Genomic DNA, 25,946 nt, shown 5'->3' with positions numbered 1-25,946 from the left:
CTATTTTGCCATATCAAATAAACGACATAGCGGCATAAATCAACAATTCGATGCGAAATTGTTACCTCTTTATTGGTGTCACCAATACGACTTTAACTGCCTCAAATCAAAAATTGTCTCAGCAAGGTTAACTAAAATCCCTCTTCGTTAACATTTTTGCGTCCTCAGGCGCAACTTTCAGGATAAATTATGGAGCTGCTCTGCCCTGCCGGAAATCTCCCGGCGCTTAAGGCGGCCATCGAGAACGGCGCTGATGCTGTCTACATCGGGCTGAAAGATGATACCAACGCCCGTCATTTCGCCGGCCTTAATTTTACCGAGAAAAAATTGCAGGAAGCGGTGAGTTTCGTTCATCAACATCGCCGTAAGCTGCACATTGCGATTAACACCTTTGCCCATCCGGATGGGTATGTACGCTGGCAACGTGCCGTGGATATGGCGGCACAACTGGGTGCGGATGCCCTGATCCTTGCCGATCTCGCCATGCTTGAGTATGCCGCAGAGCGCTATCCCCATATTGAGCGCCATGTCTCCGTTCAGGCATCTGCGACTAACGAAGAGGCAATTAATTTCTACCATCGCAACTTTGACGTTGCCCGTGTGGTGCTGCCGCGCGTGCTGTCGATTCATCAGGTGAAGCAGCTCGCTCGTGTCACGCCAGTTCCCCTGGAAGTGTTCGCCTTCGGTAGCCTGTGCATTATGGCTGAAGGCCGTTGCTATCTTTCGTCCTATCTGACGGGCGAATCGCCTAACACGGTGGGTGCCTGCTCGCCTGCCCGTTTCGTCCGCTGGCAACAGACCCCACAGGGGCTGGAATCCCGTCTTAATGAAGTGCTGATTGACCGCTATCAGGACGGCGAAAACGCAGGTTACCCAACGCTGTGTAAAGGCCGCTATCTGGTCGATGGTGAACGCTACCATGCGCTGGAAGAGCCAACCAGTCTGAACACGCTGGAGCTGCTGCCCGACTTGCTGGCCGCCAATATTGCGTCGGTCAAAATAGAGGGCCGTCAACGCAGCCCGGCCTATGTCAGCCAGGTAGCAAAAGTATGGCGTCAGGCGATCGACCGCTGCAAAGCCTCCCCGCAGAACTTCGTTCCACAGCCTGAATGGATGGAAACGCTGGGCTCCATGTCCGAAGGCACGCAGACCACGCTTGGTGCGTATCACCGTAAATGGCAGTGAGAAAAGCAATGAAATATTCCTTAGGGCCGGTGCTGTGGTACTGGCCGAAAGAAACGCTGGAAGATTTTTATCAGCAGGCTGCCGTAAGCCAGGCCGACGTTATCTATCTTGGCGAAGCGGTATGCAGTAAACGCCGCGCCACCAAAGTGGGCGACTGGCTCGATATGGCGAAATCGCTCGCTGGCAGCGGTAAACAGGTTGTGCTGTCAACACTGGCTCTGGTACAGGCCTCTTCTGAACTGGGAGAACTGAAGCGCTATGTCGAAAACGGCGACTTCCTTGTTGAAGCCAGCGATCTCGGCGTGGTAAACATGTGCGCCGAGCGTAAGCTGCCGTTTGTCGCCGGACATGCGCTCAACTGCTACAACGCGGTTACCCTGCGTTTGCTGCTCAAACAAGGCATGGTGCGCTGGTGTATGCCGGTAGAGCTTTCCCGCGACTGGCTGGCAAACTTGCTCAACCAGTGTGATGAGCTGGGTATTCGCAATCAGTTTGAAGTTGAGGTGCTGAGCTACGGGCATCTGCCGCTGGCGTACTCTGCCCGCTGCTTTACCGCACGCTCCGAAGACCGTCCAAAAGATGAGTGTGAAACCTGTTGCATCAAATACCCGAATGGGCGCGATGTGCTGTCGCAGGAGAATCAGCAGGTCTTTGTTCTCAACGGGATCCAGACCATGAGCGGCTATGTTTACAATCTCGGCAACGAGCTGACATCGATGCAGGGGCTGGTTGATATTGTGCGTCTGTCCCCTTCAGGCACTGAAACATTCGCCATGCTCGACGCCTTCCGTGCCAATGAAAATGGCAGTGCTCCATTACCGCTTGCCGCCCACAGTGACTGTAACGGCTACTGGAAGCGACTGGCAGGTCTGGAGCTGCAGGCCTAGCCGGATGGCGGCAAAAGCGCCTTATCCGGTCTACAAATAGCGATCCCGTAGGCCCGATAAGCGCAGCGCCATCATGCATATTAGATTCATCCTGCACGCTATAAAGCTCACTTTGTTAACAACATTCGCTAATCTTTAATGCAGTATTAAAAGATTAACCGGTAACAAAGTGAGCCGTTATGACTGACAAAACTATTCCGTTCTCGGTGCTGGATCTGGCGCCAATCCCTGAAGGTTCTTCGGCAAAAGAGGCCTTCACGCACTCGCTTGATCTCGCACGACTGGCTGAAAAGTGCGGCTACCACCGCTACTGGCTGGCGGAACATCACAACATGACCGGCATCGCCAGCGCAGCGACCTCCGTACTGATTGGTTATCTGGCTGCCAATACCACCACGCTGCATCTCGGGTCTGGCGGCGTGATGTTGCCCAACCATTCGCCGCTGGTGATCGCCGAGCAGTTTGGTACCCTGAATACGCTGTATCCGGGACGAATCGATCTCGGGCTTGGTCGCGCACCGGGCAGCGATCAGCCAACCATGCGCGCACTGCGCCGCCATATGAGCGGTGATATCGATAACTTCCCACGCGACGTCTCTGAACTGGTGGACTGGTTTGACGCCCGCGATCCTAATCCCCATGTACGTCCGGTTCCCGGCTACGGCGAGCAGATCCCTGTCTGGTTATTAGGCTCCAGCCTGTACAGCGCACAGCTGGCGGCCCAGCTTGGTCTGCCGTTTGCCTTCGCCTCGCACTTTGCCCCGGATATGCTGCATCAGGCGCTGCATCTGTATCGCACCCAGTTCAAACCCTCAGCGCGGCTGGCAAAACCGTATGCGATGGTGTGCATCAACATCATTGCCGCCGACAGCAATCGCGATGCCGAATTTCTTTTTACCTCGATGCAGCAGGCATTCGTGAAACTGCGTCGTGGCGAAACCGGGCAGCTACCGCCGCCGGTAGAGAATATGCATCAGCTATGGTCTGCTTCCGAACAGTACGGCGTGCAACAGGCGCTGAGCATGTCGCTGGTTGGTGATAAGGCAAAAGTGCGTCACGGTCTTGATGCCATTTTGCGTGAAACCCAGGCCGATGAAATTATGGTTAACGGCCAGATTTTTGATCATCAGGCACGTCTACATTCGTTTGATTTGGCGATGGATGTGAAGCAGGAACTATTGGGATAGTGCGGTTTGTGCCGGATGGCGGCTACGCCTTATCCGGCCTACACGGTGATGTAGGCCCGGTAAGCATAGCGCCACCGGGCAACGGTTTTACTGATAAACCGGTAACAGATTCACACTCGACAGAATATGGATAACTGCGTTGCCGATACCGAATACCAGAATCAGCGCAATCATCGGCTTGCCGCCCCAGACGCGGAATTTCGGGCTACCGAAACGCTCACGGGATTTACGTGCCAGCAGCGCCGGAACAATGGCGGCCCAGATGGTTGCCGCGAGTCCTGCATAGCCAATGGCGTACAGGAAACCGTTCGGCCACAGCAGTCCACCAATAATTGGCGGGACAAACGTCAGCAATGCCGTTTTGAAACGTCCCATTGCCGAGTCATCAAAGCCAAACAGATCCGCCAGATAGTCAAACAGACCGAGCGTAACACCGAGGAATGAACTCGCCACTGCGAAGTTGGAGAACACCACCAGCAGCAGATCCAGACTGCGGCTGTTCAATACACCGCTCAGCGCCTGTACCAGCACATCAATGTTACCGCCCTGCTGCGCAATACCGATAAACTCAGGACGCGGAATGTTTCCCATCGTCCCCAGCAACCATACGGTATACAGCACCAGCGCCAGCAGCGTGCCGTAGACCAGGCACTTAACGATGGTTTTCGGATCTTTGCCGTAGTACTTCATCAGGCTCGGAACGTTGCCATGATAGCCGAATGAGGCCAGACAGAACGGCAGCGTCATCAGCAGGTACGGCGTATACGAGGCGTTGCTTTCCGCCACGTTAAACAACGTTGTGGGCTGAACGTGTCCCAGTAAACTGCCGAAGGTCAGGAAAAAGGTAATCACCTTCGCGCCCAGCACAATCGCCGTCATGCGGCTAACCGCTTTGGTACTTAACCACACCACAAACGCCACCAGCAGCGCAAAGCCAAGACCTGCCGCACGCGCCGGAACGTTCAACGACATCTCCGAGAAGGTGTGATGCAGGATTGACCCGCTCGCCGAGATATACGCGTAGGTCAGAATATAGAGAACGAAAGCAATCGAGATGCCGTTCACCACGTTCCAGCTTTTGCCCAGCAGATCTTTCGTGATGGTGTCAAAGCTAGAGCCAATACGGTAATTGAGGTTAGCTTCAAGGATCATCAGCCCGGAGTGCAGCATGCAGAACCAGGTGAAGATCAGTGCCGCCATTGACCAGAAGAACCACGCCCCGGACATGACCACAGGCAGAGAAAACATCCCCGCGCCAATAATGGTGCCGCCGATGATCACCACGCCGCCAAGCAGCGAAGGTGATGTTTGGGTGGTGGTTAGTGTTGCCATTCAGCCATCTCTCCAGTCATTTGTATTGTGACTACATCTTAATGTGCTGCACTGTACCAGTACACGAGTACAAATGAAATAAAAAAAGCCCCAATCATTTCGATCGGGGCTGTATATATTACTTTACGCTGTTAAACCGTGAGGCTTATGCGTCACCGCCGAAACGACGACGACCAGCGGAGTCATCACGACGCGGAGCAGAAGAATCGTCACGACGTGGACCACGGTTGCCTTCACGACGTTCGCCGCTGAAACGACGACCATCGCCACGACCGCCTTCACGACGTTCGCCGCTAAAGCCACGACCTTCACCACGACCGCCTTCACGACGCTCACCGCTGAAACGGCCACCGCCACGACGCTCACCACCGGTGTGCGGTACTGCATCGCCAACCAGCTGCATGTTCATCGGCTTGTTCAGGATGCGGGTACGGGTAAAGTGCTGCAGCACGTCGCCCGGCATACCTTTCGGCAGTTCGATGGTGGAGTGGGAAGCAAACAGCTTGATGTTACCGATATAACGGCTGCTGATATCACCTTCGTTAGCAATCGCGCCAACGATATGACGTACTTCAACACCGTCATCACGACCCACTTCAATACGATACAGCTGCATATCGCCAACGTCACGACGTTCACGACGCGGACGGTCTTCACCACCACGGTCATTGCGGTCACGCGGGCCACGATCGTTGCGGTCACGCGGACCACGGTCATCACGGTCGCGGAATTCGCGTTTCGGACGCATCGGCGCATCTGGCGGCAGGATCAGCGGACGTTCGCCCTGAGCCATTTTCAGCAATGCTGCTGCCAGCGTTTCGATATCCAGCTCTTCTTCCGGCTGCATTTTCGCCAGCAGAGCACGGTACTGATCCAGATCGCTGCTTTCCAGCTGCTGCTGTACTTTCGCGGCGAATTTTTCCAGACGGCGTTTGCCCAGCAGGTCTGCGTTCGGCAGTTCGACTTCCGGAATAGTCAGCTTCATGGTGCGTTCGATGTTACGCAGCAGACGACGCTCGCGGTTCTCAACGAACAGCAGCGCACGACCCGCACGACCCGCACGACCGGTACGGCCGATACGGTGAACGTAAGACTCGGAATCCATCGGGATGTCGTAGTTAACAACCAGGCTGATACGCTCAACGTCCAGGCCACGGGCCGCAACGTCGGTTGCAATCAGAATATCCAGACGGCCATCTTTCAGACGTTCCAGAGTCTGCTCACGCAGGGACTGGTTCATGTCGCCGTTCAGTGCCGCGCTGCTATAACCGCTACGTTCCAGCGCTTCTGCCACTTCCAGGGTCGCATTTTTGGTACGAACGAAGATAATCGCCGCATCAAAGTCTTCTGCTTCCAGGAAACGCACCAGCGCTTCATTTTTACGCATGCCCCATACAGTCCAGTAGCTCTGGCTGATGTCAGGACGGGTAGTCACGCTGGACTGAATGCGTACTTCCTGCGGCTCTTTCATAAAGCGGCGGGTAATACGACGAATCGCTTCCGGCATGGTTGCAGAGAACAGAGCGGTCTGATGACCTTCCGGGATCTGTGCCATGATGGTTTCAACGTCTTCGATGAAGCCCATACGCAGCATTTCGTCAGCTTCGTCCAGTACCAGACCGCTCAGTTTGGAGAGGTCCAGAGTACCGCGCTTCAGGTGATCCAGCAGACGGCCCGGCGTACCGACGACGATCTGTGGTCCCTGACGCAGGGCACGTAATTGCACGTCATAACGCTGGCCGCCGTACAGGGCAACCACGTTCACGCCGCGCATGTGTTTAGAGAAATCCGTCATGGCTTCTGCAACCTGAACCGCCAGTTCGCGGGTCGGTGCCAGCACCAGAATCTGAGGTGCCTTCAGCTCAGGATCAAGATTGTTGAGCAGCGGTAAAGAGAACGCTGCAGTTTTGCCGCTACCCGTCTGGGCCATACCCAGAACATCGCGGCCGCCCAGCAGATGCGGAATGCACTCTGCCTGGATTGGAGATGGTTTTTCGTAACCCAGATCGTTAAGGGCTTCAAGGATAGGAGCCTTCAGGCCCAGATCTGCAAAAGTGGTTTCGAATTCAGCCATGTAGTACGTGTGCCTCAAAATTAATGGCGGCCAGTCTACATAACTCATCATGAAATTGATCTGCAATTTTCATTGAAAAGTGTGAACCGGCTCAAAGTAGGTGTATTAACGAACAACAACGCCCTCACCCGTGAAGGTGATGGCAATCAAAAAAGATTACGGGCTGATGTGTACGTCAGCTATTGCTGGTCCGATTCTGCCAGGTCATCTTGGTCCTGGCCCAGGAGCGATAATTCCAACAATGCGTATCGGTGCTCAACAAAGTTATGAACGTTGTTAGCCACCGCCAGTTTGAACAATGCCGTAGCGTTGTCCAAATCCCCCAGACTTAGGTAGTACTTACCTAAATAGAAGTTGGTTTCACTGAGATGCTCAGCGAGCGAGGTGTTATCCGTTGCGTCCGCCTTCAGGCGTTCCATCAGCGTTGCTTCGCTAATGTTGCCCAGGTAGAACTCGACAATGTTCCATCCCCATTGCTCTTTATCCGATTTTTCGAAACGTTGCTTTAACGCTTCTTTAGCCTGCTTCTCATCGAGCTTCTGCTCGGCAAGATAAAGCCACAGACTGCGGAAAGGATCATTGGGATCGTCTTGATAAAACGCCAGCAGATCATCTTGCGCTAACTTGTCGCGACCGCCGTAATACAATGCGATACCGCGATTTAAGTGCGCGTAGTTGTAAGTTGGATCAAGCTCAAGTACAGAATCAAACGCTTCATAGGCAGCATCAAAATTGCCTGCCTGCGTTAAATATATACCTAAGTAATTGAATACTTCAGGCATATCTGGTCGGATTGCCAGCGCTTGTGAAAAATCATTTCGCGCCAGTGCCCTCAGACCGAGACTATCATACAACACTCCGCGCTCATATAAAAGCTGTGCGCGTTCGTCATCGGTTAAAGCCCGACTGGCAAGAATTTGTTCCATACGTGCCAGAATCACTTCCTGCTGCAAAGTCGGTTGCAATGGTACTGCGAGGACTTCACTCTTTCGCCAGGCGGAATTACTGCATCCAGCCAGCGTGAGTGCTGTCGCAACGAAACACCAGCGCAAAAAAGGCTTCATTTCCCACTCCCGAAGACAACGATTGAATGAACGTCCAGGTTCCCCGGTTGCTAACAAGGCATCCTGCCGGGTTAAAGGCCCTCCGCTCTCACGGAGGGCAATGGCAACCTTACTCGCCCTGGCTTGCCGGAGCTTCCGGTTCGCCTGCAGGCTGAGACTGCTCAGTTGCTTCTTTAATGCTCAGACGTACACGGCCCTGGCGATCAACTTCCAGAACTTTGACCGGTACTTCCTGGCCCATCTGCAGGTAGTCGGTCACTTTCTCAACGCGCTTGTCAGCGATCTGAGAGATGTGTACCAGACCTTCTTTACCGCCACCGATGGCAACGAATGCGCCAAAGTCAACGATACGGGTCACTTTACCATTGTAGATACGGCCTACTTCGATCTCTGCGGTGATCTCTTCGATACGACGGATAGCATATTTCGCTTTCTCACCGTCGGTCGCAGCAATCTTAACGGTACCATCATCTTCGATTTCAATGGTGGTGCCAGTTTCTTCGGTCAGAGCACGGATAACAGAACCGCCTTTACCGATAACGTCTTTGATCTTGTCCGGGCTGATCTTGATGGTGTGAATACGCGGAGCGAACTGAGAAATATCGCCACGCGGAGCGTTGATCGCTTGTTCCATCACACCCAGGATGTGCAGACGCGCACCTTTAGCCTGGTTCAGAGCAACCTGCATGATCTCTTTGGTGATACCTTCAATTTTGATATCCATCTGCAGTGCAGAGATACCGTCGCGGGAACCCGCTACCTTGAAGTCCATATCGCCCAGGTGGTCTTCGTCGCCCAGGATGTCAGACAGAACAACAAAGTTGTCGCCTTCTTTCACCAGACCCATCGCGATACCCGCAACGGCGGCTTTGATTGGCACGCCTGCGTCCATCAGCGCCAGAGAAGCACCACATACGGAAGCCATGGAAGAAGAACCGTTAGATTCGGTGATTTCAGAAACCACACGCACGGTGTACGGGAATTTATCCAGTTCCGGCATCACTGCCAGCACGCCACGCTTCGCCAGACGACCGTGACCAATCTCACGACGCTTCGGAGAACCGACCATACCGGTTTCACCTACGCAGTACGGAGGGAAGTTGTAGTGGAACAGGAAGTTGTCAGTACGCTCGCCCATCAGTTCGTCGAGGTTCTGCGCATCACGCGTGGTGCCCAGGGTCGCAGTAACCAGCGCCTGAGTTTCGCCACGGGTGAACAGTGCGGAACCGTGGGTACGCGGCAGAACGCCAGTACGCACGTCCAGGCCACGGATCATGTCTTTTTCACGGCCATCGATGCGTGGCTCGCCTGCCAGTACGCGGCTACGAACAACGTTTTTCTCGATAGCGTGCAGGATTTCACCCAGTTCGTTAGCGTCCAGGGTTTCATCTTCTGCAGTAAGCTGCGCGATGGTTTCAGATTTGATCACGTCAACCTGAGCATAACGCTCTTGTTTGTCAGTGATACGGTAAGCATCGCTCAGACGCGCTTCTGCCAGTGCAGCAACGCGCGCGTTCAGCGCTTCGTTAACCGCTTCTGGCTGCCAGTCCCAACGCGGTTTGCCTGCTTCTTTCGCCAGCTCGTTGATGGCCTGGATAACAACCTGCTGCTGTTCGTGACCGAATACCACAGCACCCAGCATCTGGTCTTCGCTCAGCAGTTCAGCTTCGGATTCAACCATCAGTACGGCAGCTTCGGTACCGGCAACAACCAGGTCCAGCTTGCTTTCTTTCAGTTCGTCCTGAGTCGGGTTCAGTACGTACTGGTCATTGATGTAACCAACACGTGCAGCACCGATCGGGCCGTTGAATGGGATGCCAGACAGAGTCAGCGCAGCAGATGCGCCAATCATTGCCACGATGTCCGGGTTAACCTGCGGGTTAACGGAAACAACGGTCGCGATAACCTGAACTTCGTTAACGAAGCCTTCCGGGAACAGCGGGCGAACCGGGCGGTCAATCAGACGCGCGATCAGGGTTTCGCCTTCGCTCGGACGGCCTTCACGACGGAAGAAGCTACCTGGGATACGACCAGCAGCGTAGGTACGCTCCTGATAGTTAACGGTCAGCGGGAAAAAGTCCTGGCCTGGTTTCGCTTTTTTCTGGCCAACAACGGTAACGAATACCGCAGTGTCATCCATGCTAACCATAACAGCGGCAGTCGCCTGACGCGCCATCATGCCGGTTTCCAGCGTAACGGTATGCTGACCGTACTGGAATTTACGAACGATCGGATTAAGCAAAATAATATCCTTTCTCTATTTTTTTGACGGCACATTTATGCGCCATCGTTAATACCCGATCTTCTGCGCATCCTCGCGACTAATGACAACCCTAACCCATGCGTATTGGGTAAAGCCTCTCATTAGCCGCGCGAACCTCTGCAACGGAAGATCATTCATAGCAACAATACATTAGTTTCCAGCGAATTGCTGCCATCTGCTGGAAAAAAGGGGCCATGAAGGCCCCCTCTTTCTGAAACTCGAAAGAATTAGCGACGCAGACCCAGACGCTCGATCAGCGCGGTGTAGCGTGCAACATCTTTACGTTTCAGGTAGTCGAGCAGTTTACGACGCTGAGAAACCATGCGCAGCAGACCACGACGGCTGTGGTGATCTTTTTTGTGCTCTGCAAAGTGGCCCTGCAGGTGGTTAATCTGTGCAGTCAACAGAGCAACCTGAACATCGGTAGAACCGGTGTCATTTGCATCACGACCGAACTCAGAAACGATTTTAGCTGTAGCTTCAGTACTTAGAGACATTTTAAAACTCCAAAGTATTAAGAATGAAAGGATGCCGATCTCTAATTCAGCGATCCCAGTGTATACACTTTATCCTTCAAACTGACTCTGCGTTGGCTGCGTCCGCTCTCCCCAGTCACTTACTTCAGTAAGCTCCTGAGGATGTAATGAGGGACATCCTTGTCCCTCACCAGAGGCAGCCTTCGGCTGTTCAAATTCGTTCCAGACGAATTTGTCTCTTCCTTGCCGCCTTGATGCAGCTCGAATGATATTGTGTACACGCCGCGCGAACTGTTAAATAATTAACGCGACGTTAAGCGGCAGTATTCTACTCGCAGCGCCTTCTTATCGCAAGACAGAGAGCGCTATGCAGGATATTCAACCACCAGTCGACGGGGGGCAACACGACCTTCATCGTCCATTTCCCCCATGCCGATAAACTTGCCGTCATCGCCTTCCGTCACGCGCACCAGCCCTTCCAGCGGCGCGCCTGACGTCCGTACCGGGTTACCATTTTTAAAGTAAACCGACGATGTTAAAGGCAGATTAACCACCGGATAATCCGATGCCGGACTGTCCATTGGCATCAGCAATGGATCAAGCAACTGTGCGGACGGAATGTTCTGTTGTTCAGCTTGTTCTACCAGCTCACGCAAATGTTCCAGCGTCACCATACGATCTACCGGATATTTGCTGACCGTCAGACGGCGCAGATACGTTACGTGTGCACCGCATCCCAGCTTCTCACCCAGATCGTCAATAATAGTACGAATATAGGTGCCTTTGGAGCAGTGAACTTCCAGCTCCAGTTCATTCCCTTCGTGGCGAATAAACAGCAGTTCATAAACGGTAATTGGGCGCGCTTCACGCGGCACCTCGATGCCTTGACGCGCATATTCGTACAGCTTCTTGCCCTGATATTTCAGCGCCGAGTACATCGATGGAATTTGCTCGATATCGCCGCGGAAAGTCTCCAGCGCACTCGCAAGCTGTTCCTCAGTAAAAGTCACCGGACGTTCCTGCACGATTTGTCCATCAGCATCAGAGGTATCCGTACGCTGACCCAGGCGGGCAATCACACGATAACGTTTGTCAGAGTCCAGCAGGTACTGTGAAAATTTCGTTGCTTCACCGAGGCAGATAGGCAGCATGCCTGTCGCCAGCGGATCCAACGCGCCGGTATGTCCCGCGCGGTTGGCATTGTAGATGCGCTTTACTTTTTGCAGCACGTCATTGCTGGACATGCCCTGCGGCTTATCCAGCAGCAGGACACCGTGAATATCGCGACCACGACGACGAGGACGACTCATCAGTCCTCCTTGCTGTCGTCCGCTGGGTTCACACGACGCTCATCGTCATGTTTCACCACGCTGGTCACCAGGTTGGACATGCGCATCCCTTCGACCAGTGAGTTGTCGTAGAAGAAGGTCAGCTCAGGCACGATACGCAGGCGCATCGCTTTCCCCAACAGAGAGCGGATGAAGCCAGAAGCCTCCTGCAGTGCCTTAATGCCGTTTTTCACGGCCGCTTCGTCCTGGTCGTTCAGGAACGTCACGAATACTTTGGCATAGGCCAGGTCACGGGACATCTCAACGCCCGATACGGTGGTCATCATACCAACACGCGGGTCTTTGATTTCGCGTTGCAGGATCAGTGCGATCTCTTTCTGCATCTCCTGCGCGACACGCTGCGGGCGACCAAATTCTTTCGCCATAATAAATTCTCCAGAATAAAGACAAAAAAGGGGCCATAAGCCCCTTTTTAAATTTCTTGCCGGGTGGCGCTTTAAAGCCTGATGGCGCTACGCTTATCAGGCCTACAACCCGGCTAACAATCCTAGCGTAGGCCCGGTAAACGAAGTGCCACCGGGCATTACGAAGATTATGCGATGGTACGTTTGATCTCGATGATCTCGAACACTTCGATCATATCGCCAACGCGAACGTCGTTGTAGTTCTTAACGCCGATACCACATTCCATACCGTTACGGACTTCGTTGACGTCATCTTTGAAGCGGCGCAGGGATTCCAGCTCGCCTTCATAGATAACCACGTTGTCGCGCAGTACGCGGATTGGGTTGTGACGTTTAATCGTGCCTTCGGTAACCATACAGCCTGCGATAGCGCCGAATTTCGGTGATTTGAACACATCACGAACTTCAGCCAGACCAATGATCTGCTGTTTCAGTTCCGGAGACAGCATGCCGCTCATCGCTGCTTTCACTTCATCGATCAGATGATAGATGACGGAGTAGTAACGCAGATCCAGGCTTTCTGATTCGATAACTTTTCGTGCAGAGGCATCAGCACGGACGTTGAAGCCAACCAGAATCGCGTTGGATGCCGCAGCCAGGGTTGCGTCGGTTTCGGTGATACCACCTACGCCAGAACCGATGATCTTCACTTTTACTTCGTCGGTAGACAGCTTCAGTAAAGAGTCGGAAATCGCTTCTACAGAACCCTGAACGTCGGCCTTCAGTACGATGTTCACTTCGTGAACTTCGCCTTCGGTCATGTTAGCGAACATGTTCTCGAGTTTAGATTTCTGCTGACGAGCCAGTTTAACTTCACGGAATTTGCCCTGACGGTACAGTGCAACTTCACGGGCTTTCTTCTCGTCACGAACAACGGTAACTTCGTCACCCGCAGCCGGAACACCGGACAGACCGAGGATTTCCACCGGAATGGACGGACCCGCTTCCAGTACTTCCTGACCCAGTTCGTTACGCATCGCACGAACGCGGCCGTATTCGAAACCACACAGAACGATATCGCCCTTGTTCAGGGTACCTTCACGAACCAGGACGGTAGCAACCGGGCCACGACCTTTATCCAGGAAGGATTCGATAACCGCACCGCTCGCCATACCTTTACGCACAGCTTTCAGTTCCAGTACTTCGGCTTGCAGCAGGATAGCGTCCAGCAGTTCGTCGATACCGGTACCCGCTTTCGCAGAAACGTGAACGAACTGGCTCTCGCCGCCCCACTCTTCCGGCATGATGCCGTACTGGGACAGTTCGTTTTTAACGCGATCGGGATCCGCTTCCGGTTTATCGATTTTGTTGACTGCAACAACGACCGGCACACCTGCCGCTTTCGCGTGCTGGATAGCTTCGATAGTCTGCGGCATCACGCCGTCGTCTGCTGCAACAACCAGAACAACGATATCCGTTGCCTGAGCACCACGAGCACGCATGGAGGTAAACGCGGCGTGACCCGGGGTATCCAGGAAGGTGATCATACCGTTGTCAGTTTCAACATGGTACGCACCGATGTGCTGAGTAATGCCGCCCGCTTCGCCAGAGGCCACTTTCGTGGAACGAATGTAGTCCAGCAGAGACGTTTTACCGTGGTCAACGTGACCCATGATGGTCACTACCGGTGCACGCGGTTCAGCCGCAGCGCCGGTGTCACGGTCGCTCATTACTGCTTCTTCCAGCTCGTTTTCACGACGCAGGATAACTTTGTGGCCCATCTCTTCGGCAACCAGCTGTGCGGTTTCCTGGTCGATGACCTGGTTGATAGTCGCCATTGCGCCCAGTTTCATCATCGCTTTGATGACCTGAGAGCCTTTGACCGCCATCTTGTTCGCCAGATCGCCAACGGTGATGGTTTCGCCGATCACAACGTCACGGTTAACGGCCTGAGCCGGCTTCTGGAAGCCCTGCTGCAGAGCGGAACCTTTACGCTGCTTACCGCCTTTACCGCCGCGAACCGCTGCACGTGCTTCTTCACGGTCAGCTTTAGATTCAGCGTGTTTGTTGCCTTTCTTCGCCGGACGCGCTGCTTTGGTGCTGCGAGTACGACCACGACCGCCTTCAACTTCACGATCGTTCTCGTCTTCAGCCTGGCGAGCATGCTGAGAAGTGGTGACGTGATAATCGCTGGTGTCTTCAACTGGTTCAGCGTTATTCACGCCATTTTTCTCGTTTTCTTCCGCCATACGGCGAGCTTCTTCCGCTACGCGGCGCGCTTCTTCTTCAAGCTTGCGACGTGCTTCTTCTTCCGCTTTACGCTTCAGTTCTGCGGCTTCATTTTCACGGCGGGCTTTTTCGGCCTGGGCGGTTTTAGTCATATCGTCGGTCTGTTGATTGCTCACTTTGTCTTTTTCCGCAGCTTCACGTTTCGCTTTATCAGCGGCTTCACGTTTAGCTTGTTCTGCGGCCTCACGTTCGGCTTTTTGTTGCGCCTCGCGTTTGGCAGCTTCTTCTGCCTCACGACGGGCTTGCTCTTCCGCTTCACGCTGCGCCTGCTCTTCCGCGGCAAGGCGTTCAGCCTCTTGCGGATCGCGTTTCACAAAGGTGCGTGTCTTGCGGACTTCGATTTGTACCGATTTGCTTTTTCCACCGGTACCTGGAATATTGAGAGTACTGCGCGTTTTACGCTGCAATGTCAACTTATCCGGCGCTGAGCCGTTCTCACGGTTCAGATGCGCCAGTAAGGTTTGTTTCTCTTGTGCGGACACAGAGTCGTCAGCAGACTTCGGGATACCTGCATCAGCAAATTGCTGTACCAGGCGATCCACGGAGGTCTGTATCTCTGCAGCCAGCGTTTTTACGGTTACATCTGTCATACTGTTCCTTCCTGCTACAGTTTATTACGCTTCGTCGCCGAACCAGCAAATATTACGGGCAGCCATAATCAGCTCACCGGCTTTTTCGTCGGTCAACCCTTCGATATCAGCCAGATCATCAATGCCCTGTTCAGCGAGATCTTCCAGCGTACAAACACCACGGGCCGCCAGTTTGAAGGCCATCTCACGATCCAATCCTTCCAGATTCAGCAGATCGTCAGCCGGTTTGTTATCACCGAGGCTTTCTTCCTGGGCCAGTGCCAGAGTGGTCAGTGCGTTTTTAGCACGCTCGCGCAGCGCTTCAACGGTTGCTTCATCCAGGCCGTCAATTTCCAGCAGTTCTTTCATTGGCACGTAGGCCAGTTCTTCCAGCGTCGCAAAACCTTCTTCTACCAGAACAGTCGCGAAATCTTCATCGATATCGAGATATTTGGTGAAGGTATCGATGGCTGCATGTGCTTCAGCCTGATGCTTCGCTTGCAGGTCATCAACGGTCATCACGTTGAGTTCCCAACCGCTCAGTTGTGAAGCCAGGCGGACGTTCTGACCATTACGTCCAATCGCCTGAGCCAGGTTACCGGCTTCAACCGCGATATCCATGGTGTGTTTGTCTTCATCCACCACGATAGAAGCGACGTCTGCTGGCGCCATTGCGTTAATCACGAACTGCGCCGGGTTATCATCCCACAGGACGATATCGATACGCTCGCCGCCCAGTTCGGTAGAAACCGCCTGAACGCGCGCACCACGCATACCAACACAGGCACCGACCGGATCAATACGCTTGTCGTTGGTCTTAACGGCGATTTTCGCACGCGATCCCGGATCGCGGGCCGCCGCTTTAATTTCAATCACTTCTTCGCCAATTTCCGGCACTTCAATGCGGAACAGCTCAATCAGCATTTCCGGTTTGGAACGGGTTACGAACAGCTGTGCACCGCGCGCTTCCGGACGAACTGAGTACAGAACGCCACGAATACGGTCACCCGGGCGGAAGTTTTCACGCGGCAGCATGTCTTCACGCAGGATCACAGCTTCAGCATTGCTGCCCAGATCCAGAGAAATGTTGTCGCGGTTTACTTTCTTCACCACACCAGTGACGATTTCGCCTTCATGTTCACGGAATTGATCGACAACCATCGCACGTTCAGCTTCACGTACTTTCTGTACGATAACCTGTTTCGCGGTCTGAGTCGTGATACGGTCAAAGGTGACAGATTCAATCTGATCTTCAACGTATTCACCCACGTTCAGACTTTCGTCTTCAAAGCGCGCTGCTTCCAGCGTAATTTCTTTAGTTGGCTGAGTGACTTCTTCTACGATAACCCAACGACGGAAGGTATCGAAATCACCGCTTTTACGATCGATCTCTACGCGGACATCGATCTCTTGTTCATATTTTTTCTTTGTTGCTGTAGCTAGCGCACTTTCCAGCGCTTCAAAAATTTTCTCGCGTGGCAGCGCTTTCTCGTTGGATACGGCTTCAACAACAGCCAAAATTTCTTTGTTCATCGCGGGCTTTTCACCTCAATCCAGACTGTTAAAAGTGGGGAACCAGGTTCGCCTTCTGGATATTACTCAGCGCGAACACTTCATCTTTACCTTCGACTGTGACCGTGATCATCTCACCATCCACCGCTTTGATAACGCCCTGCCATTTACGACGGTTTTGTACCGCCATACGAAGAACCAGCGTGACTTCTTCACCCAGGAAACGCACGTAGTGTTCAGCCGTGAACAGAGGACGGTCGAGACCCGGAGAGGAGACTTCCAGGTTGTAGGCAACAGTGATTGGGTCTTCGACATCCATCACCGCACTTACCTGATGGCTCACATCAGCACAATCATCAACATTGATGCCATCTTCACTATCAATATAGATGCGCAGTGTGGATGTGCGACCACGAATAAATTCGATGCCGACCAGTTCGTAGCCCAGGGCTTCAACTGGCGCTGTAATCATCTCTGTTAATTTTTGCTCTAATGTGGACAAGGCCACCCCCAAGACATAAAAAAAGGGCCTAAAGCCCAGTTATTCTGTAGTCAGATAACAAAAAACCCCGATAAATCGGGGCTTTAGATAACTGAACCCTATAACCGCACCTGCGGTTCGGAGAACCTTCCGAAAGAATTTTTTTCAAATCCAGCTAAGAAGGCCTAAGTCTTCACAGTATATTTGAAAAAGAACTCTAAGGGAAAGTGGTTGCGGGGGCCGGATTTGAACCGACGACCTTCGGGTTATGAGCCCGACGAGCTACCAGGCTGCTCCACCCCGCGCCTGAAACGTGGCAAATTTTACTTGTTTTGGGTAAAAAATGCAAATACTGCTGGGATTTGGTACCGAGGACGGGACGTAAAATCTGCGCACAGTATATTGATCCTCTATACGTTATGTCAACCTTGTTACGACTATGCAAATGAATGAATGCTGACCAGCGCTTGTTCAGCAAGATAAAGGTGCCACCCACGCCGTTATTTAACGAAATTATCACTAAACTCTTCCTGTCATCGTTAAAAGATGATTAAATGAAAACTCATTTATTTTGCATAAAAATGCAATTAGCATAAAAAGCCGACCTCTTCACCAGTCTATCAAGCAGGGTTTTATTTTATGACGACGATTCTCAAGCATCTCCCGGTAGGTCAACGTATTGGTATCGCTTTTTCCGGCGGCCTGGACACCAGTGCAGCACTGCTGTGGATGCGACAAAAAGGGGCTGTCCCATATGCATATACTGCGAATTTGGGCCAGCCGGATGAGGATGACTATGACGCCATTCCTCGCCGTGCAATGGAATATGGTGCTGAGAATGCTCGCCTGGTTGATTGCCGCAAGCAGTTGGTAGCCGAAGGGATCGCTGCCATTCAGTGTGGTGCGTTCCATAACACCACCGGCGGACTGACCTATTTCAATACCACCCCACTGGGCCGCGCAGTGACAGGCACTATGTTGGTTGCCGCCATGAAAGAAGATGGCGTGAACATTTGGGGTGACGGTAGTACCTATAAAGGCAACGATATTGAACGTTTCTATCGTTATGGTCTGTTAACCAACGCCGAACTGCAGATTTATAAACCGTGGCTGGATACCGATTTTATCGACGAACTCGGTGGTCGCCATGAGATGTCCGAATTTATGATTGCCTGTGGTTTCGACTACAAGATGTCCGTTGAGAAAGCGTATTCCACCGACTCCAATATGCTCGGCGCGACTCACGAAGCAAAAGATCTGGAATTCCTGAACTCCAGCGTCAAAATCGTCAACCCGATTATGGGCGTTAAGTTCTGGGATGAGAGCGTGAAGATCCCGGCTGAAGAAGTGACCGTACGCTTTGAACAAGGCCATCCGGTTGCGCTGAACGGTAAGACCTTCAGTGACGACGTTGAGATGATGCTGGAAGCCAACCGTATCGGCGGTCGTCATGGCCTGGGTATGAGCGACCAGATTGAAAACCGTATTATTGAAGCAAAAAGCCGCGGTATCTATGAAGCCCCGGGGATGGCGCTGCTGCACATCGCCTACGAGCGTCTGCTGACCGGGATTCATAACGAAGACACCATCGAGCAGTATCACGCGCACGGTCGCCAGCTCGGTCGTCTGTTGTATCAGGGGCGCTGGTTCGACTCACAGGCGCTGATGCTGCGTGATGGTCTGCAACGTTGGGTAGCCAGCCAGATAACCGGCGAAGTCACGCTGGAACTGCGTCGCGGTAACGATTATTCAATCCTTAACACCGTGTCTGACAACCTGACCTACAAGCCAGAACGTTTGACCATGGAGAAAGGTGATTCCGTATTCTCGCCAGACGATCGTATCGGTCAGCTGACCATGCGTAACCTGGATATTACCGATACTCGTGAGAAGCTGTTCGGCTATGCGCAGTCTGGCCTGTTGACCGCCTCTTCCGCAACCGGTCTGCCACAGGTTGAGAATCTGGAAAACAAGGCGAAGTAATCCCCTTACATAAATGACAAAAGCCGCTTGCGCGGCTTTTGTCATTTAAAATTTATGAACGCAGCAGCTATATGTAAATGCATAAAAGTAATCAACCTATTGATGATTTGTATTAATGCAGTTTTATACCTCAGCCTTTCGCTAAAGCGTATTAACATTGCTCAAAGTTAGTTAACCGATTGTTCACTCAACTGTAAAAATACACATCTCACTTACCACGTATTAACCGCTAATAAAACCGCCAGGATTAATAGTATCTCCCCATTCCCCTCTGCGCGCTAAGGAAGAACTTACTCATCAAGAGTGAAATAACGTAGCCAAACCGGTTAAATGCCGCAGTATTGACAACATCTCCGCCAAACGGCAAAATGCTCCAGCCTTTATCATTTGCTTTAATAAGCAAAATCTTACCAGACAACAGGTATGCTTTGGTGATAAACCCGTATAATTTCATGTTTTGTAACCTGTTGAATGATATAAAAACTTGATATTTTGCCGTACTCAGGTAATGAAATGGTGACTCACAAAACATATCTGAAGGCATCATTCCTGAAGAACTCCCGAGTTGATTTTGGTTGTAGTACTATGCTGAAGCAACCCACAGCCTGGTTTTCCTGCGGTACTTCACCTAACTGACTGAAAATATAGCCATCCAGATCTACATGAAAAAATGTGTGTAATCAACACTTTGAATGGCAATAGTCACAACAGAAAAGATCCGCAAGAAAATGCTGATTTTCGACCATTACAGGTCTAAAATACTGAAGCTATCTGCATATTAAAAAAAATAGCGGTTGTGAAGTTAAGTTTAAACATCACTTAACTTTTAGTTCAAAATCTTATAGCCTTCATTGCTTGTACAAGCATGGCTAGGGCGGTAGCGTTCCTAAAAAAAGCATGAAGGCAACAGAATGATGCCAGATACTGGTCATTCGGTGATGGCAGAACATACATCCTCAACTCGTTTTTAGCACATATATTGTAATTTAGACTAAGAAATAACCTCCTGATGCTTCATTTGTAATTTAACAAAAATTCTTACTGCTACAATCTATACATCATACAAAGAGAATTTTTCAAATAGGAATTATCTCGTTTTAGCCCATATTAGATATACATTGAATTAAATACCTTTAACACCAGAGGTAATAAATTTGAATCTCAAAATAAACATTTATTTATGTTTGGCGATATTTATTGGTAAGATTTTTTTGGATGCTATTTTATTTAAAGGGTTTACGGTTGATAGCTGGACATATTACGACTTATCAAAACAAATATTTTCTGGATATGAGCCATCTTTCATCAGACAGTATCAATATAATTCGTTACATAGCCCTTCTTTTCCTTTTTTCTATCCTTTACTGATACACTTCATAGACAGCATTTTAAATATCGGCATTTACTCTTCACTGGTATTAAATATTTTAATATTAATAGCCTGCTGTATTGTTTCAGGAGCAATACTAAAAAAATTAAATTTAAATCAAGAACGACTAATAATAATCTCATTTATATTATTATATCCACCTTTTTTTCAGGAGGTGGCTTATGGAAGATCAATACCGCTGGCGACGCTAGAAATATTATTAATTAGCTATATTTTCATCTCGCAGCAATATCTTAGCGCCAAGCAATTATTTACTATTGGCTTAATTTTTTCAGTATCCATACTGACACGTTTTGAATTTCTCATCTCATTTATAATTTTCACATTATGGGTGTTATTTAAAGAGAAAAAGTTAATTGGGAAAATTTTATTCTTAGCCCCACCACTAATATCTATTGTAATATGGGTAACGTATTCTGAGCAATATTTCAATACGTTATGGATAACTGAAAGTTCTAAATTAGTGTTGATGCCACCCCAGTTTGGGGCTCTAGATTATGTACCATCAATTGAAAATAATAGTTTTTTAAGCTTAATAACAAATATCATAATAAAAGAAATAAAAACATTTACTTCATTTATACTATGGGGGGCATTAACACCTACATTTATAATATTAGCACATCTAATTTATAAGTATGTTTCCCATAAGAAAAATAGGCTTATCACGTTAAAGGGATATATAGGTACTAAACTAATTTTCCTGATCGTTACTATTAGTTCAGTAGTGCCTATTGTAGGACTCACAGGATATACTGATGGTAGATATTTCTTTAACCTATACTTATTAATAACGCTTTTCTTACTTTATACAACGCCTGCAATTTACAGTAAACATAAGATAACGACACTGTGTTTGATCTATACAATTATAATTAGTTCAGCCTGGACTATCGGGAGAACGGTAAAAAAAAGCATATCAATTGACAGCTCACAAGAATATATAACACTGATAGATAAAGATAACATACGGCAATGTGTTGAAAAGCATAATTTGGAGAGGATTTTGTTTATTACAGAAAATGGCTTTGAACAAGTATCTGTATCCGAAGACGCTATAACTGGTACAGCATTGTATTTTTTGTCTCCGACTAATATTGACAAAAATAATATCAATAGTTTTATTCACGACTATAATATTGATGCCATTTACAGTAAGAATTCAATATTAACAGACTTATCGACTATTCAATGCAATAGTAAATTGCATATTATCAAAAAATGAAATTTTTCATATCAATTTTTAGTGGCAGTTTGTTATCACAAGTGCTTGGAATAGGCATCATGCTGGCTCTTGTGAAATTTTATTCAGTAGAAGCCTTCGGCCTTTATGCAACAATTATGGCATGGTCAGGCCTGATATCCTACGTCGGTGCATTACGACTGAATCTTTTGCTAATCACCAGCGATATTTATGAAAAGCGGTTGCTCTTTCGTGCTTGCCAGATACTATCGTTGAGTACAACGATAGTATCATCGCTATTAGTGGTTATCAGTATTCTATTTTTCAACTTATCAATTATTTATATTTCTATACCAATCCTTATTTTTTGCTTCAACTCATTTGAGATTCTCTATGATTACCACACATCAACCGGTAACCATCGAAAACTAAATATAATGCAACTAAATAGAGTTATATTAGTTGGTTTATCACAATTAGCACTAATGAAGTTTCAGTATGGGCTTATTATCGGGACAATCATTGGCTCAACGATTGTATTGATTATTAGTAGAATCAAGTTTGATAATAACAAAGAGAAATGGTTAGGCGCGTCAATAAGTATTGTCAGGAAAAATACTAAATATATGACTATCCATACAACATCATCGATGATTCCATCTATAGGAACTCATTTACCAATAATATTTATTTCCAGTTTCTTTGGCTATCATTCCTCAGCACTGTATGCAATCGCAGAAAAAATAACCACGGTCTTTGTCACGCTAATGAACTCAGCAATGAGTCGCGCAGTACTTTATAGCCTCTCAAATAAAGAAAAAAGAATATTATTTAAATATGGTATTATCGGCATCATATTAGGCGTTATATATATAATATCATCGTATTTTATATTACCTGCAGTTGTTTATCTAATTGGCAATAAATGGAGTGGTAGTATTATATACTTGCAGAGTTTATCCTTCTGGCTTGCGGCAATATTAATTCTATCCCCCAGTTATAATCGCGCTATTTTTTTTACTGCTACAAAGGAAATTTTCTTTATCGATTTATTGAGATATGGATTGAAACCTATTTTCTATATAACACTCTCAGTAATAGGTATAAAGCTACATAACATTGTAGCTTTGACATCTATCAGCATGTACATACTGGCAATAATAGTCTTTATATTTTTATCTTTAAGGTGGAAGGATGTCTCGAATAGCTTTTATCAAAAATAGTTTAGAGTATCTACCTGAGATCGAAATTTACAAAGATTATTTCTCCAACCTTGGGTTACAAGTATCTATCGTAGAACATCCCGAAGATATATTAAATGCAGATATATATTGGTTTTTTATGGGAGTGGAACATAAAAAGAAAGTATCAGGACTGCATATTCATGAATATGCTTCACTTTCCACTCCGCCCTACGGAATTGTAAAAGACAAAATAAAACGATTAATAAACATCGTTCCAGATGGAAGAGTGTTTTTAAATGAAACAATAAAACAAAAGACATTCTTTAACGACCATGTCCCATTTACATATAGAGATATGGGGGTTAGCGAACACTTCTTTAGGAAAAATAATAATATAACAAAAGAATATGATTTCGTGTACATTGGGAGTCTCTCAGCAAAAAGAAACATAAGAAAACTACTACAGTGTTTTAGTGAAAAATATTTTCACTACACATTACTTGTGATTGGTGAATGCCCTAATGACTTATATAATGATTTTAAATCCTTTCCTAATATAATATTTTCTGGTCGGCTAAATTACAAGGATATACCAGCATTAGCCTGTAAAGCAAAGTGTGGGATAAATTACACCCCTAATATTTACCCTTATAAATATCAGACATCAACAAAGGTACTAGAGTATTTAGCGATGGGACTAAACGTATGCTCAACTCGAATTGAATGGGTTGAGTCTTTTGCTAAAAATAAAAAAATTGATAACATCCAATTTTTCAATGAAAGCCTAATTGATTTTAGACCTGAGGACTATTTATCAAATGGCGAGTATTGGGCGCACATTAAAGAATATAACTGGGATAAAATAATGGATAAGGCCAATCTACTTAACTTTATCCATTCAATAATAAAAAATAGGAGAATTGATGAACATAGCAAATGATTCTATCATTATTGGCGGAGGCTTTTTTGGTGTTTATATCGCTAACTATTTAGCTTCCCAAGGACATAAGGTCACTCTGTTTGAAAAAGAATCGTCTTTAATGGAGCGCGCCTCGTATGTAAACCAGTCTCGCGTACACAATGGTTATCATTATCCACGCAGCCATCTCACAGCATTAAGATCCAGGGCATCATTCCCAATTTTCTGTAATGATTTTAAAGAATGTATTGATGATGAATTCTCAAAATTTTATATGGTCGGGCGCATTCTTGGAAAAGTAACAGCACGCCAGTTTCAGTTATTTTGCCAAAGGATAGGAGCGCCTTGTGATATCGCCCCACATTGGATCAGAGATCTAACGAATAAAAACTTAATTGAAGAGGTTTTTACCACTAAAGAGTATGCCTTTGACTCCCGAAAACTACGTTCTATTATGCTGTCCCGTCTGGCAGATAGCGGCGTAACTATTAAATATGAAACGGTTGTTACAGGTGTACAGGAAGATAGCTCAGGCCTGACGGTCAAAACTCAAAATGTCAATGATCCTGATGGCGCATCAATCGAATATTACAAAACAAAACAAGTTTTTAACTGTACTTATTCGATGACGAATTTCGTCTTGCATGAATCAAAAATAGATTTAATTCCTCTCAAGCAGGAATTGACAGAAATGTGTATCGTAAAAGTTCCTGATATTTTTGAGAAAACGGGGATTACAGTGATGTGCGGACCATTCTTTTCTGTCATGCCTTTCCCTTCCAAAGGTCTGCACTCATTTAGTCATGTACGCTATACTCCCCATCATGAATGGAATGAAAGCAACGAAAGTTATTTCCCGTCACATCAATATTTTAATGAAGTACAGAAGAATACTCTTTGGCGCAAAACTATATCCGATGCTAGTCGGTATATACCTGTTTTGTCTGAATGCGAATACAAAGAATCGATTTGGGAAGTTAAAACACTTCTGCCAAGAAGTGAAACCGATGATTCTCGCCCTATTCTTTTCAAAGCCAATCACGGTATGAAAGGCTTGCATTGCATTATGGGTGGGAAAATTGACAATGTTTATGATGTTATCACAGTAATTAATGAGTTAGGATTGAACAAATGAATTTAACTAGGGAAGGTGCGAATAAGCAGGTCATTTCTTCCCAAGCTGACTCGCTGATTAAAATTTCGCGGATCTGGGCCGATTTTTTTCCCGCAAACACATCGAATCAGCCTATTTAGGCTATTTTTTCCACCATTTCTGGCGTTATTTCCGGTTTTTACTGAGATCTCTCCCACTGACGTATCATTTGGTCCACCCGAAACAGGTTGGCCAGGGTGAATAACATCGCCAGTTGGTTATCGTTTTTCAGCAGCCCCTTGTATCTGGCTTTCACGAAGCCGAACTGCCGCTTGATGATGCGAAACGGGTGCTCCACCCTGGCACGGATGCTGGCTTTCATGTATTCGATGTTGATGGCCGTTTTGTTCTTGCGCGGATGCTGCTTCAAGGTTTTTACCCTGCCGGGACGCTCGGCGATCAGCCAGTCCACATCCACCTCGGCCAGCTCCTCGCGCTGTGGCGCTCCTTGGTAGCCGGCATCGGCTGAGACAAATTGCTCCTCTCCATGAAGCAGATTACCCAGCTGATTGAGGTCATGCTCGTTGGCCGCGGTGGTGACCAGGCTGTGGGTCAGGCCACTCTTGGCATCGACACCAATGTGGGCCTTCATGCCAAAGTGCCACTGATTGCCTTTCTTGGTCTGATGCATCTCCGGATCGCGTTGCTGCTCATTGTTCTTGGTCGAGCTGGGTGCCTCAATGATGGTGGCATCCACCAAAGTGCCTTGGGTCATCATGACGCCTGCTTCGGCCAGCCAGCGATTGATGGTCTTGAACAATTGACGGGCCAGTTGATGCTGCTCGAGCAGGTGGCGGAAATTCATGATGGTGGTGCGATCCGGCAGGGCGCTATCCAGGGATAATCGGGCAAACAGGCGCATGGAGGCGATTTCGTACAGGGCATCTTCCATGGCACCGTCGCTCAGGTTGTACCAATGCTGCATGCAGTGAATACGCAGCATGGTCTCCAGCGGATAGGGCCGTCGGCCATTGCCCGCCTTGGGATAAAACGGCTCGATGACAGCGGTCATATTCTGCCATGGCAGAATCTGCTCCATGCGGGAGAGGAAAATCTCTTTTCGGGTCTGACGGCGCTTAGTGCTGAATTCACTATCGGCGAAGGTGAGTTGATGGCTCATGA

General features: G+C 48.7%; 21 protein-coding genes and 1 tRNA gene. 8 read left to right on the top strand and 14 right to left on the bottom strand.

Going from position 1 to position 25,946, the window contains the following annotated elements; genetic code table 11:
• Positions 1–189: 189 nt before the first annotated feature.
• The 3 genes from ubiU (at position 190) to HV261_RS05360 (ending at position 3,259) form a co-directional block, all read left to right on the top strand.
• Positions 190–1,185, top strand: a complete 996-nt coding sequence (gene ubiU, locus HV261_RS05370) for a ubiquinone anaerobic biosynthesis protein UbiU (protein WP_137382410.1) — start codon at positions 190–192, stop codon at positions 1,183–1,185.
• An 8-nt stretch (positions 1,186–1,193) separates the two neighbouring features.
• Positions 1,194–2,072, top strand: coding sequence for a U32 family peptidase (locus HV261_RS05365; protein WP_434542777.1), 879 nt, complete (start codon positions 1,194–1,196; stop codon positions 2,070–2,072).
• 179 nt (positions 2,073–2,251) lie between these two features.
• Positions 2,252–3,259 (top strand): luciferase-like monooxygenase, encoded by a 1,008-nt coding sequence (locus HV261_RS05360; protein WP_202037650.1) that lies wholly within the window; start codon positions 2,252–2,254, stop codon positions 3,257–3,259.
• A gap of 87 nt (positions 3,260–3,346) precedes the next feature.
• On the opposite strand, the gene mtr is transcribed toward HV261_RS05360, so the two are convergent.
• The 12 genes from mtr to HV261_RS05300 form a co-directional block, all read right to left on the bottom strand.
• Positions 3,347–4,591: a tryptophan permease gene (gene mtr, locus HV261_RS05355; protein ID WP_149282135.1), complete on the bottom strand. Its 1,245-nt coding sequence runs from the start codon at positions 4,589–4,591 to the stop codon at positions 3,347–3,349.
• Between the two features lie 145 nt (positions 4,592–4,736).
• Positions 4,737–6,665, bottom strand: coding sequence for a DEAD/DEAH family ATP-dependent RNA helicase (locus HV261_RS05350; protein WP_137382414.1), 1,929 nt, complete (start codon positions 6,663–6,665; stop codon positions 4,737–4,739).
• Positions 6,658–6,738: a protein YrbN gene (yrbN, locus tag HV261_RS05345; RefSeq protein WP_010723222.1), complete on the bottom strand. Its 81-nt coding sequence runs from the start codon at positions 6,736–6,738 to the stop codon at positions 6,658–6,660. The genes HV261_RS05350 and yrbN overlap by 8 nt, the downstream gene beginning before the upstream one ends.
• A 106-nt stretch (positions 6,739–6,844) precedes the next feature.
• On the bottom strand, positions 6,845–7,729 hold the full coding sequence (nlpI, locus tag HV261_RS05340; RefSeq protein WP_003024982.1) for a lipoprotein NlpI: 885 nt from the start codon (positions 7,727–7,729) through the stop codon (positions 6,845–6,847).
• A gap of 109 nt (positions 7,730–7,838) precedes the next feature.
• Positions 7,839–9,971, bottom strand: coding sequence for a polyribonucleotide nucleotidyltransferase (gene pnp / locus HV261_RS05335; RefSeq protein ID WP_137382415.1), 2,133 nt, complete (start codon positions 9,969–9,971; stop codon positions 7,839–7,841).
• Positions 9,972–10,219: 248 nt separating this feature from the next.
• Positions 10,220–10,489 carry a 30S ribosomal protein S15 gene (gene rpsO, locus HV261_RS05330; RefSeq protein WP_000059465.1) on the bottom strand — a complete coding sequence of 90 codons (270 nt, stop codon included), beginning with the start codon at positions 10,487–10,489 and terminating at the stop codon, positions 10,220–10,222.
• A 344-nt stretch (positions 10,490–10,833) separates the two neighbouring features.
• Positions 10,834–11,778: a tRNA pseudouridine(55) synthase TruB gene (gene truB, locus HV261_RS05325; protein WP_202037649.1), complete on the bottom strand. Its 945-nt coding sequence runs from the start codon at positions 11,776–11,778 to the stop codon at positions 10,834–10,836.
• Positions 11,778–12,182 carry a 30S ribosome-binding factor RbfA gene (rbfA, locus tag HV261_RS05320; RefSeq protein WP_003024988.1) on the bottom strand — a complete coding sequence of 135 codons (405 nt, stop codon included), beginning with the start codon at positions 12,180–12,182 and terminating at the stop codon, positions 11,778–11,780. The genes truB and rbfA overlap by 1 nt, the downstream gene beginning before the upstream one ends.
• Positions 12,183–12,349: 167 nt before the next feature.
• Complete coding sequence (infB, locus tag HV261_RS05315) at positions 12,350–15,040, bottom strand: translation initiation factor IF-2 (protein WP_003828710.1); 2,691 nt, start codon at positions 15,038–15,040, stop codon at positions 12,350–12,352.
• Between the two features lie 24 nt (positions 15,041–15,064).
• On the bottom strand, positions 15,065–16,552 hold the full coding sequence (gene nusA / locus HV261_RS05310) for a transcription termination factor NusA (RefSeq protein ID WP_202037648.1): 1,488 nt from the start codon (positions 16,550–16,552) through the stop codon (positions 15,065–15,067).
• Positions 16,553–16,580: 28 nt separating this feature from the next.
• On the bottom strand, positions 16,581–17,033 hold the full coding sequence (gene rimP / locus HV261_RS05305; RefSeq protein WP_003024996.1) for a ribosome maturation factor RimP: 453 nt from the start codon (positions 17,031–17,033) through the stop codon (positions 16,581–16,583).
• A gap of 207 nt (positions 17,034–17,240) precedes the next feature.
• Positions 17,241–17,317 (bottom strand) — tRNA-Met (locus HV261_RS05300).
• 334 nt (positions 17,318–17,651) lie between these two features.
• Here HV261_RS05300 and argG point away from each other — a divergent pair.
• Positions 17,652–18,995, top strand: coding sequence for an argininosuccinate synthase (argG, locus tag HV261_RS05295; RefSeq protein WP_005131837.1), 1,344 nt, complete (start codon positions 17,652–17,654; stop codon positions 18,993–18,995).
• Positions 18,996–19,242: 247 nt separating this feature from the next.
• Here the strand turns inward: argG and HV261_RS05290 are convergent, their stop codons facing one another.
• The gene (locus HV261_RS05290) at positions 19,243–19,542 is read right to left on the bottom strand and encodes a hypothetical protein (RefSeq protein WP_202037647.1); all 300 of its coding nucleotides are present in this window, start codon (positions 19,540–19,542) and stop codon (positions 19,243–19,245) included.
• A gap of 607 nt (positions 19,543–20,149) precedes the next feature.
• Between HV261_RS05290 and HV261_RS05285 the strand changes: the two genes are divergently transcribed.
• The 4 genes from HV261_RS05285 to HV261_RS05270 are packed head-to-tail and all read left to right on the top strand — an operon-like array spanning position 20,150 to position 24,806.
• The gene (locus HV261_RS05285; RefSeq protein WP_326929127.1) at positions 20,150–21,610 is read left to right on the top strand and encodes a hypothetical protein; all 1,461 of its coding nucleotides are present in this window, start codon (positions 20,150–20,152) and stop codon (positions 21,608–21,610) included.
• Positions 21,607–22,791, top strand: a complete 1,185-nt coding sequence (locus HV261_RS05280; RefSeq protein WP_202037646.1) for a polysaccharide biosynthesis protein — start codon at positions 21,607–21,609, stop codon at positions 22,789–22,791. The genes HV261_RS05285 and HV261_RS05280 overlap by 4 nt, the downstream gene beginning before the upstream one ends.
• On the top strand, positions 22,763–23,692 hold the full coding sequence (locus HV261_RS05275) for a CgeB family protein (protein WP_202037645.1): 930 nt from the start codon (positions 22,763–22,765) through the stop codon (positions 23,690–23,692). The genes HV261_RS05280 and HV261_RS05275 overlap by 29 nt, the downstream gene beginning before the upstream one ends.
• Entirely contained in the window at positions 23,676–24,806 is a 1,131-nt protein-coding gene (locus tag HV261_RS05270) for an FAD-dependent oxidoreductase (protein WP_202037644.1), read from the top strand. The genes HV261_RS05275 and HV261_RS05270 overlap by 17 nt, the downstream gene beginning before the upstream one ends.
• A 157-nt stretch (positions 24,807–24,963) precedes the next feature.
• On the opposite strand, the gene HV261_RS05265 is transcribed toward HV261_RS05270, so the two are convergent.
• Entirely contained in the window at positions 24,964–25,944 is a 981-nt protein-coding gene (locus HV261_RS05265; RefSeq protein WP_016947617.1) for an IS5-like element ISKpn26 family transposase, read from the bottom strand.
• Positions 25,945–25,946 lie beyond the last annotated feature (2 nt).

This window comes from Citrobacter sp. RHBSTW-00671 (assembly GCF_014103415.1).
In the GTDB taxonomy this organism is placed as follows: Bacteria; Pseudomonadota; Gammaproteobacteria; order Enterobacterales; family Enterobacteriaceae; genus Citrobacter.
The sequence above is the reverse complement of the archived record's forward strand: the minus strand, read 5'-3'. Positions and strand labels throughout refer to the sequence as shown.

What these genes read in the sequence shown, in the direction of transcription:
- ubiU (WP_137382410.1), top strand. Translation starts at nt 190, where the DNA reads ATGGAGCTGCTCTGCCCTGCCGGAAATCTCCCGGCGCTTAAGGCGGCC.
- HV261_RS05365 (WP_434542777.1), top strand. Translation starts at nt 1,194, where the DNA reads ATGAAATATTCCTTAGGGCCGGTGCTGTGGTACTGGCCGAAAGAAACG.
- HV261_RS05360 (WP_202037650.1), top strand. Translation starts at nt 2,252, where the DNA reads ATGACTGACAAAACTATTCCGTTCTCGGTGCTGGATCTGGCGCCAATC.
- mtr (WP_149282135.1), bottom strand. Translation starts at nt 4,591, where the DNA reads ATGGCAACACTAACCACCACCCAAACATCACCTTCGCTGCTTGGCGGC.
- HV261_RS05350 (WP_137382414.1), bottom strand. Translation starts at nt 6,665, where the DNA reads ATGGCTGAATTCGAAACCACTTTTGCAGATCTGGGCCTGAAGGCTCCT.
- yrbN (WP_010723222.1), bottom strand. Translation starts at nt 6,738, where the DNA reads ATGAAAATTGCAGATCAATTTCATGATGAGTTATGTAGACTGGCCGCC.
- nlpI (WP_003024982.1), bottom strand. Translation starts at nt 7,729, where the DNA reads ATGAAGCCTTTTTTGCGCTGGTGTTTCGTTGCGACAGCACTCACGCTG.
- rpsO (WP_000059465.1), bottom strand. Translation starts at nt 10,489, where the DNA reads ATGTCTCTAAGTACTGAAGCTACAGCTAAAATCGTTTCTGAGTTCGGT.
- truB (WP_202037649.1), bottom strand. Translation starts at nt 11,778, where the DNA reads ATGAGTCGTCCTCGTCGTCGTGGTCGCGATATTCACGGTGTCCTGCTG.
- rbfA (WP_003024988.1), bottom strand. Translation starts at nt 12,182, where the DNA reads ATGGCGAAAGAATTTGGTCGCCCGCAGCGTGTCGCGCAGGAGATGCAG.
- infB (WP_003828710.1), bottom strand. Translation starts at nt 15,040, where the DNA reads ATGACAGATGTAACCGTAAAAACGCTGGCTGCAGAGATACAGACCTCC.
- nusA (WP_202037648.1), bottom strand. Translation starts at nt 16,552, where the DNA reads ATGAACAAAGAAATTTTGGCTGTTGTTGAAGCCGTATCCAACGAGAAA.
- argG (WP_005131837.1), top strand. Translation starts at nt 17,652, where the DNA reads ATGACGACGATTCTCAAGCATCTCCCGGTAGGTCAACGTATTGGTATC.
- HV261_RS05290 (WP_202037647.1), bottom strand. Translation starts at nt 19,542, where the DNA reads ATGATGCCTTCAGATATGTTTTGTGAGTCACCATTTCATTACCTGAGT.
- HV261_RS05280 (WP_202037646.1), top strand. Translation starts at nt 21,607, where the DNA reads ATGAAATTTTTCATATCAATTTTTAGTGGCAGTTTGTTATCACAAGTG.
- HV261_RS05275 (WP_202037645.1), top strand. Translation starts at nt 22,763, where the DNA reads ATGTCTCGAATAGCTTTTATCAAAAATAGTTTAGAGTATCTACCTGAG.
- HV261_RS05270 (WP_202037644.1), top strand. Translation starts at nt 23,676, where the DNA reads ATGAACATAGCAAATGATTCTATCATTATTGGCGGAGGCTTTTTTGGT.
- HV261_RS05265 (WP_016947617.1), bottom strand. Translation starts at nt 25,944, where the DNA reads ATGAGCCATCAACTCACCTTCGCCGATAGTGAATTCAGCACTAAGCGC.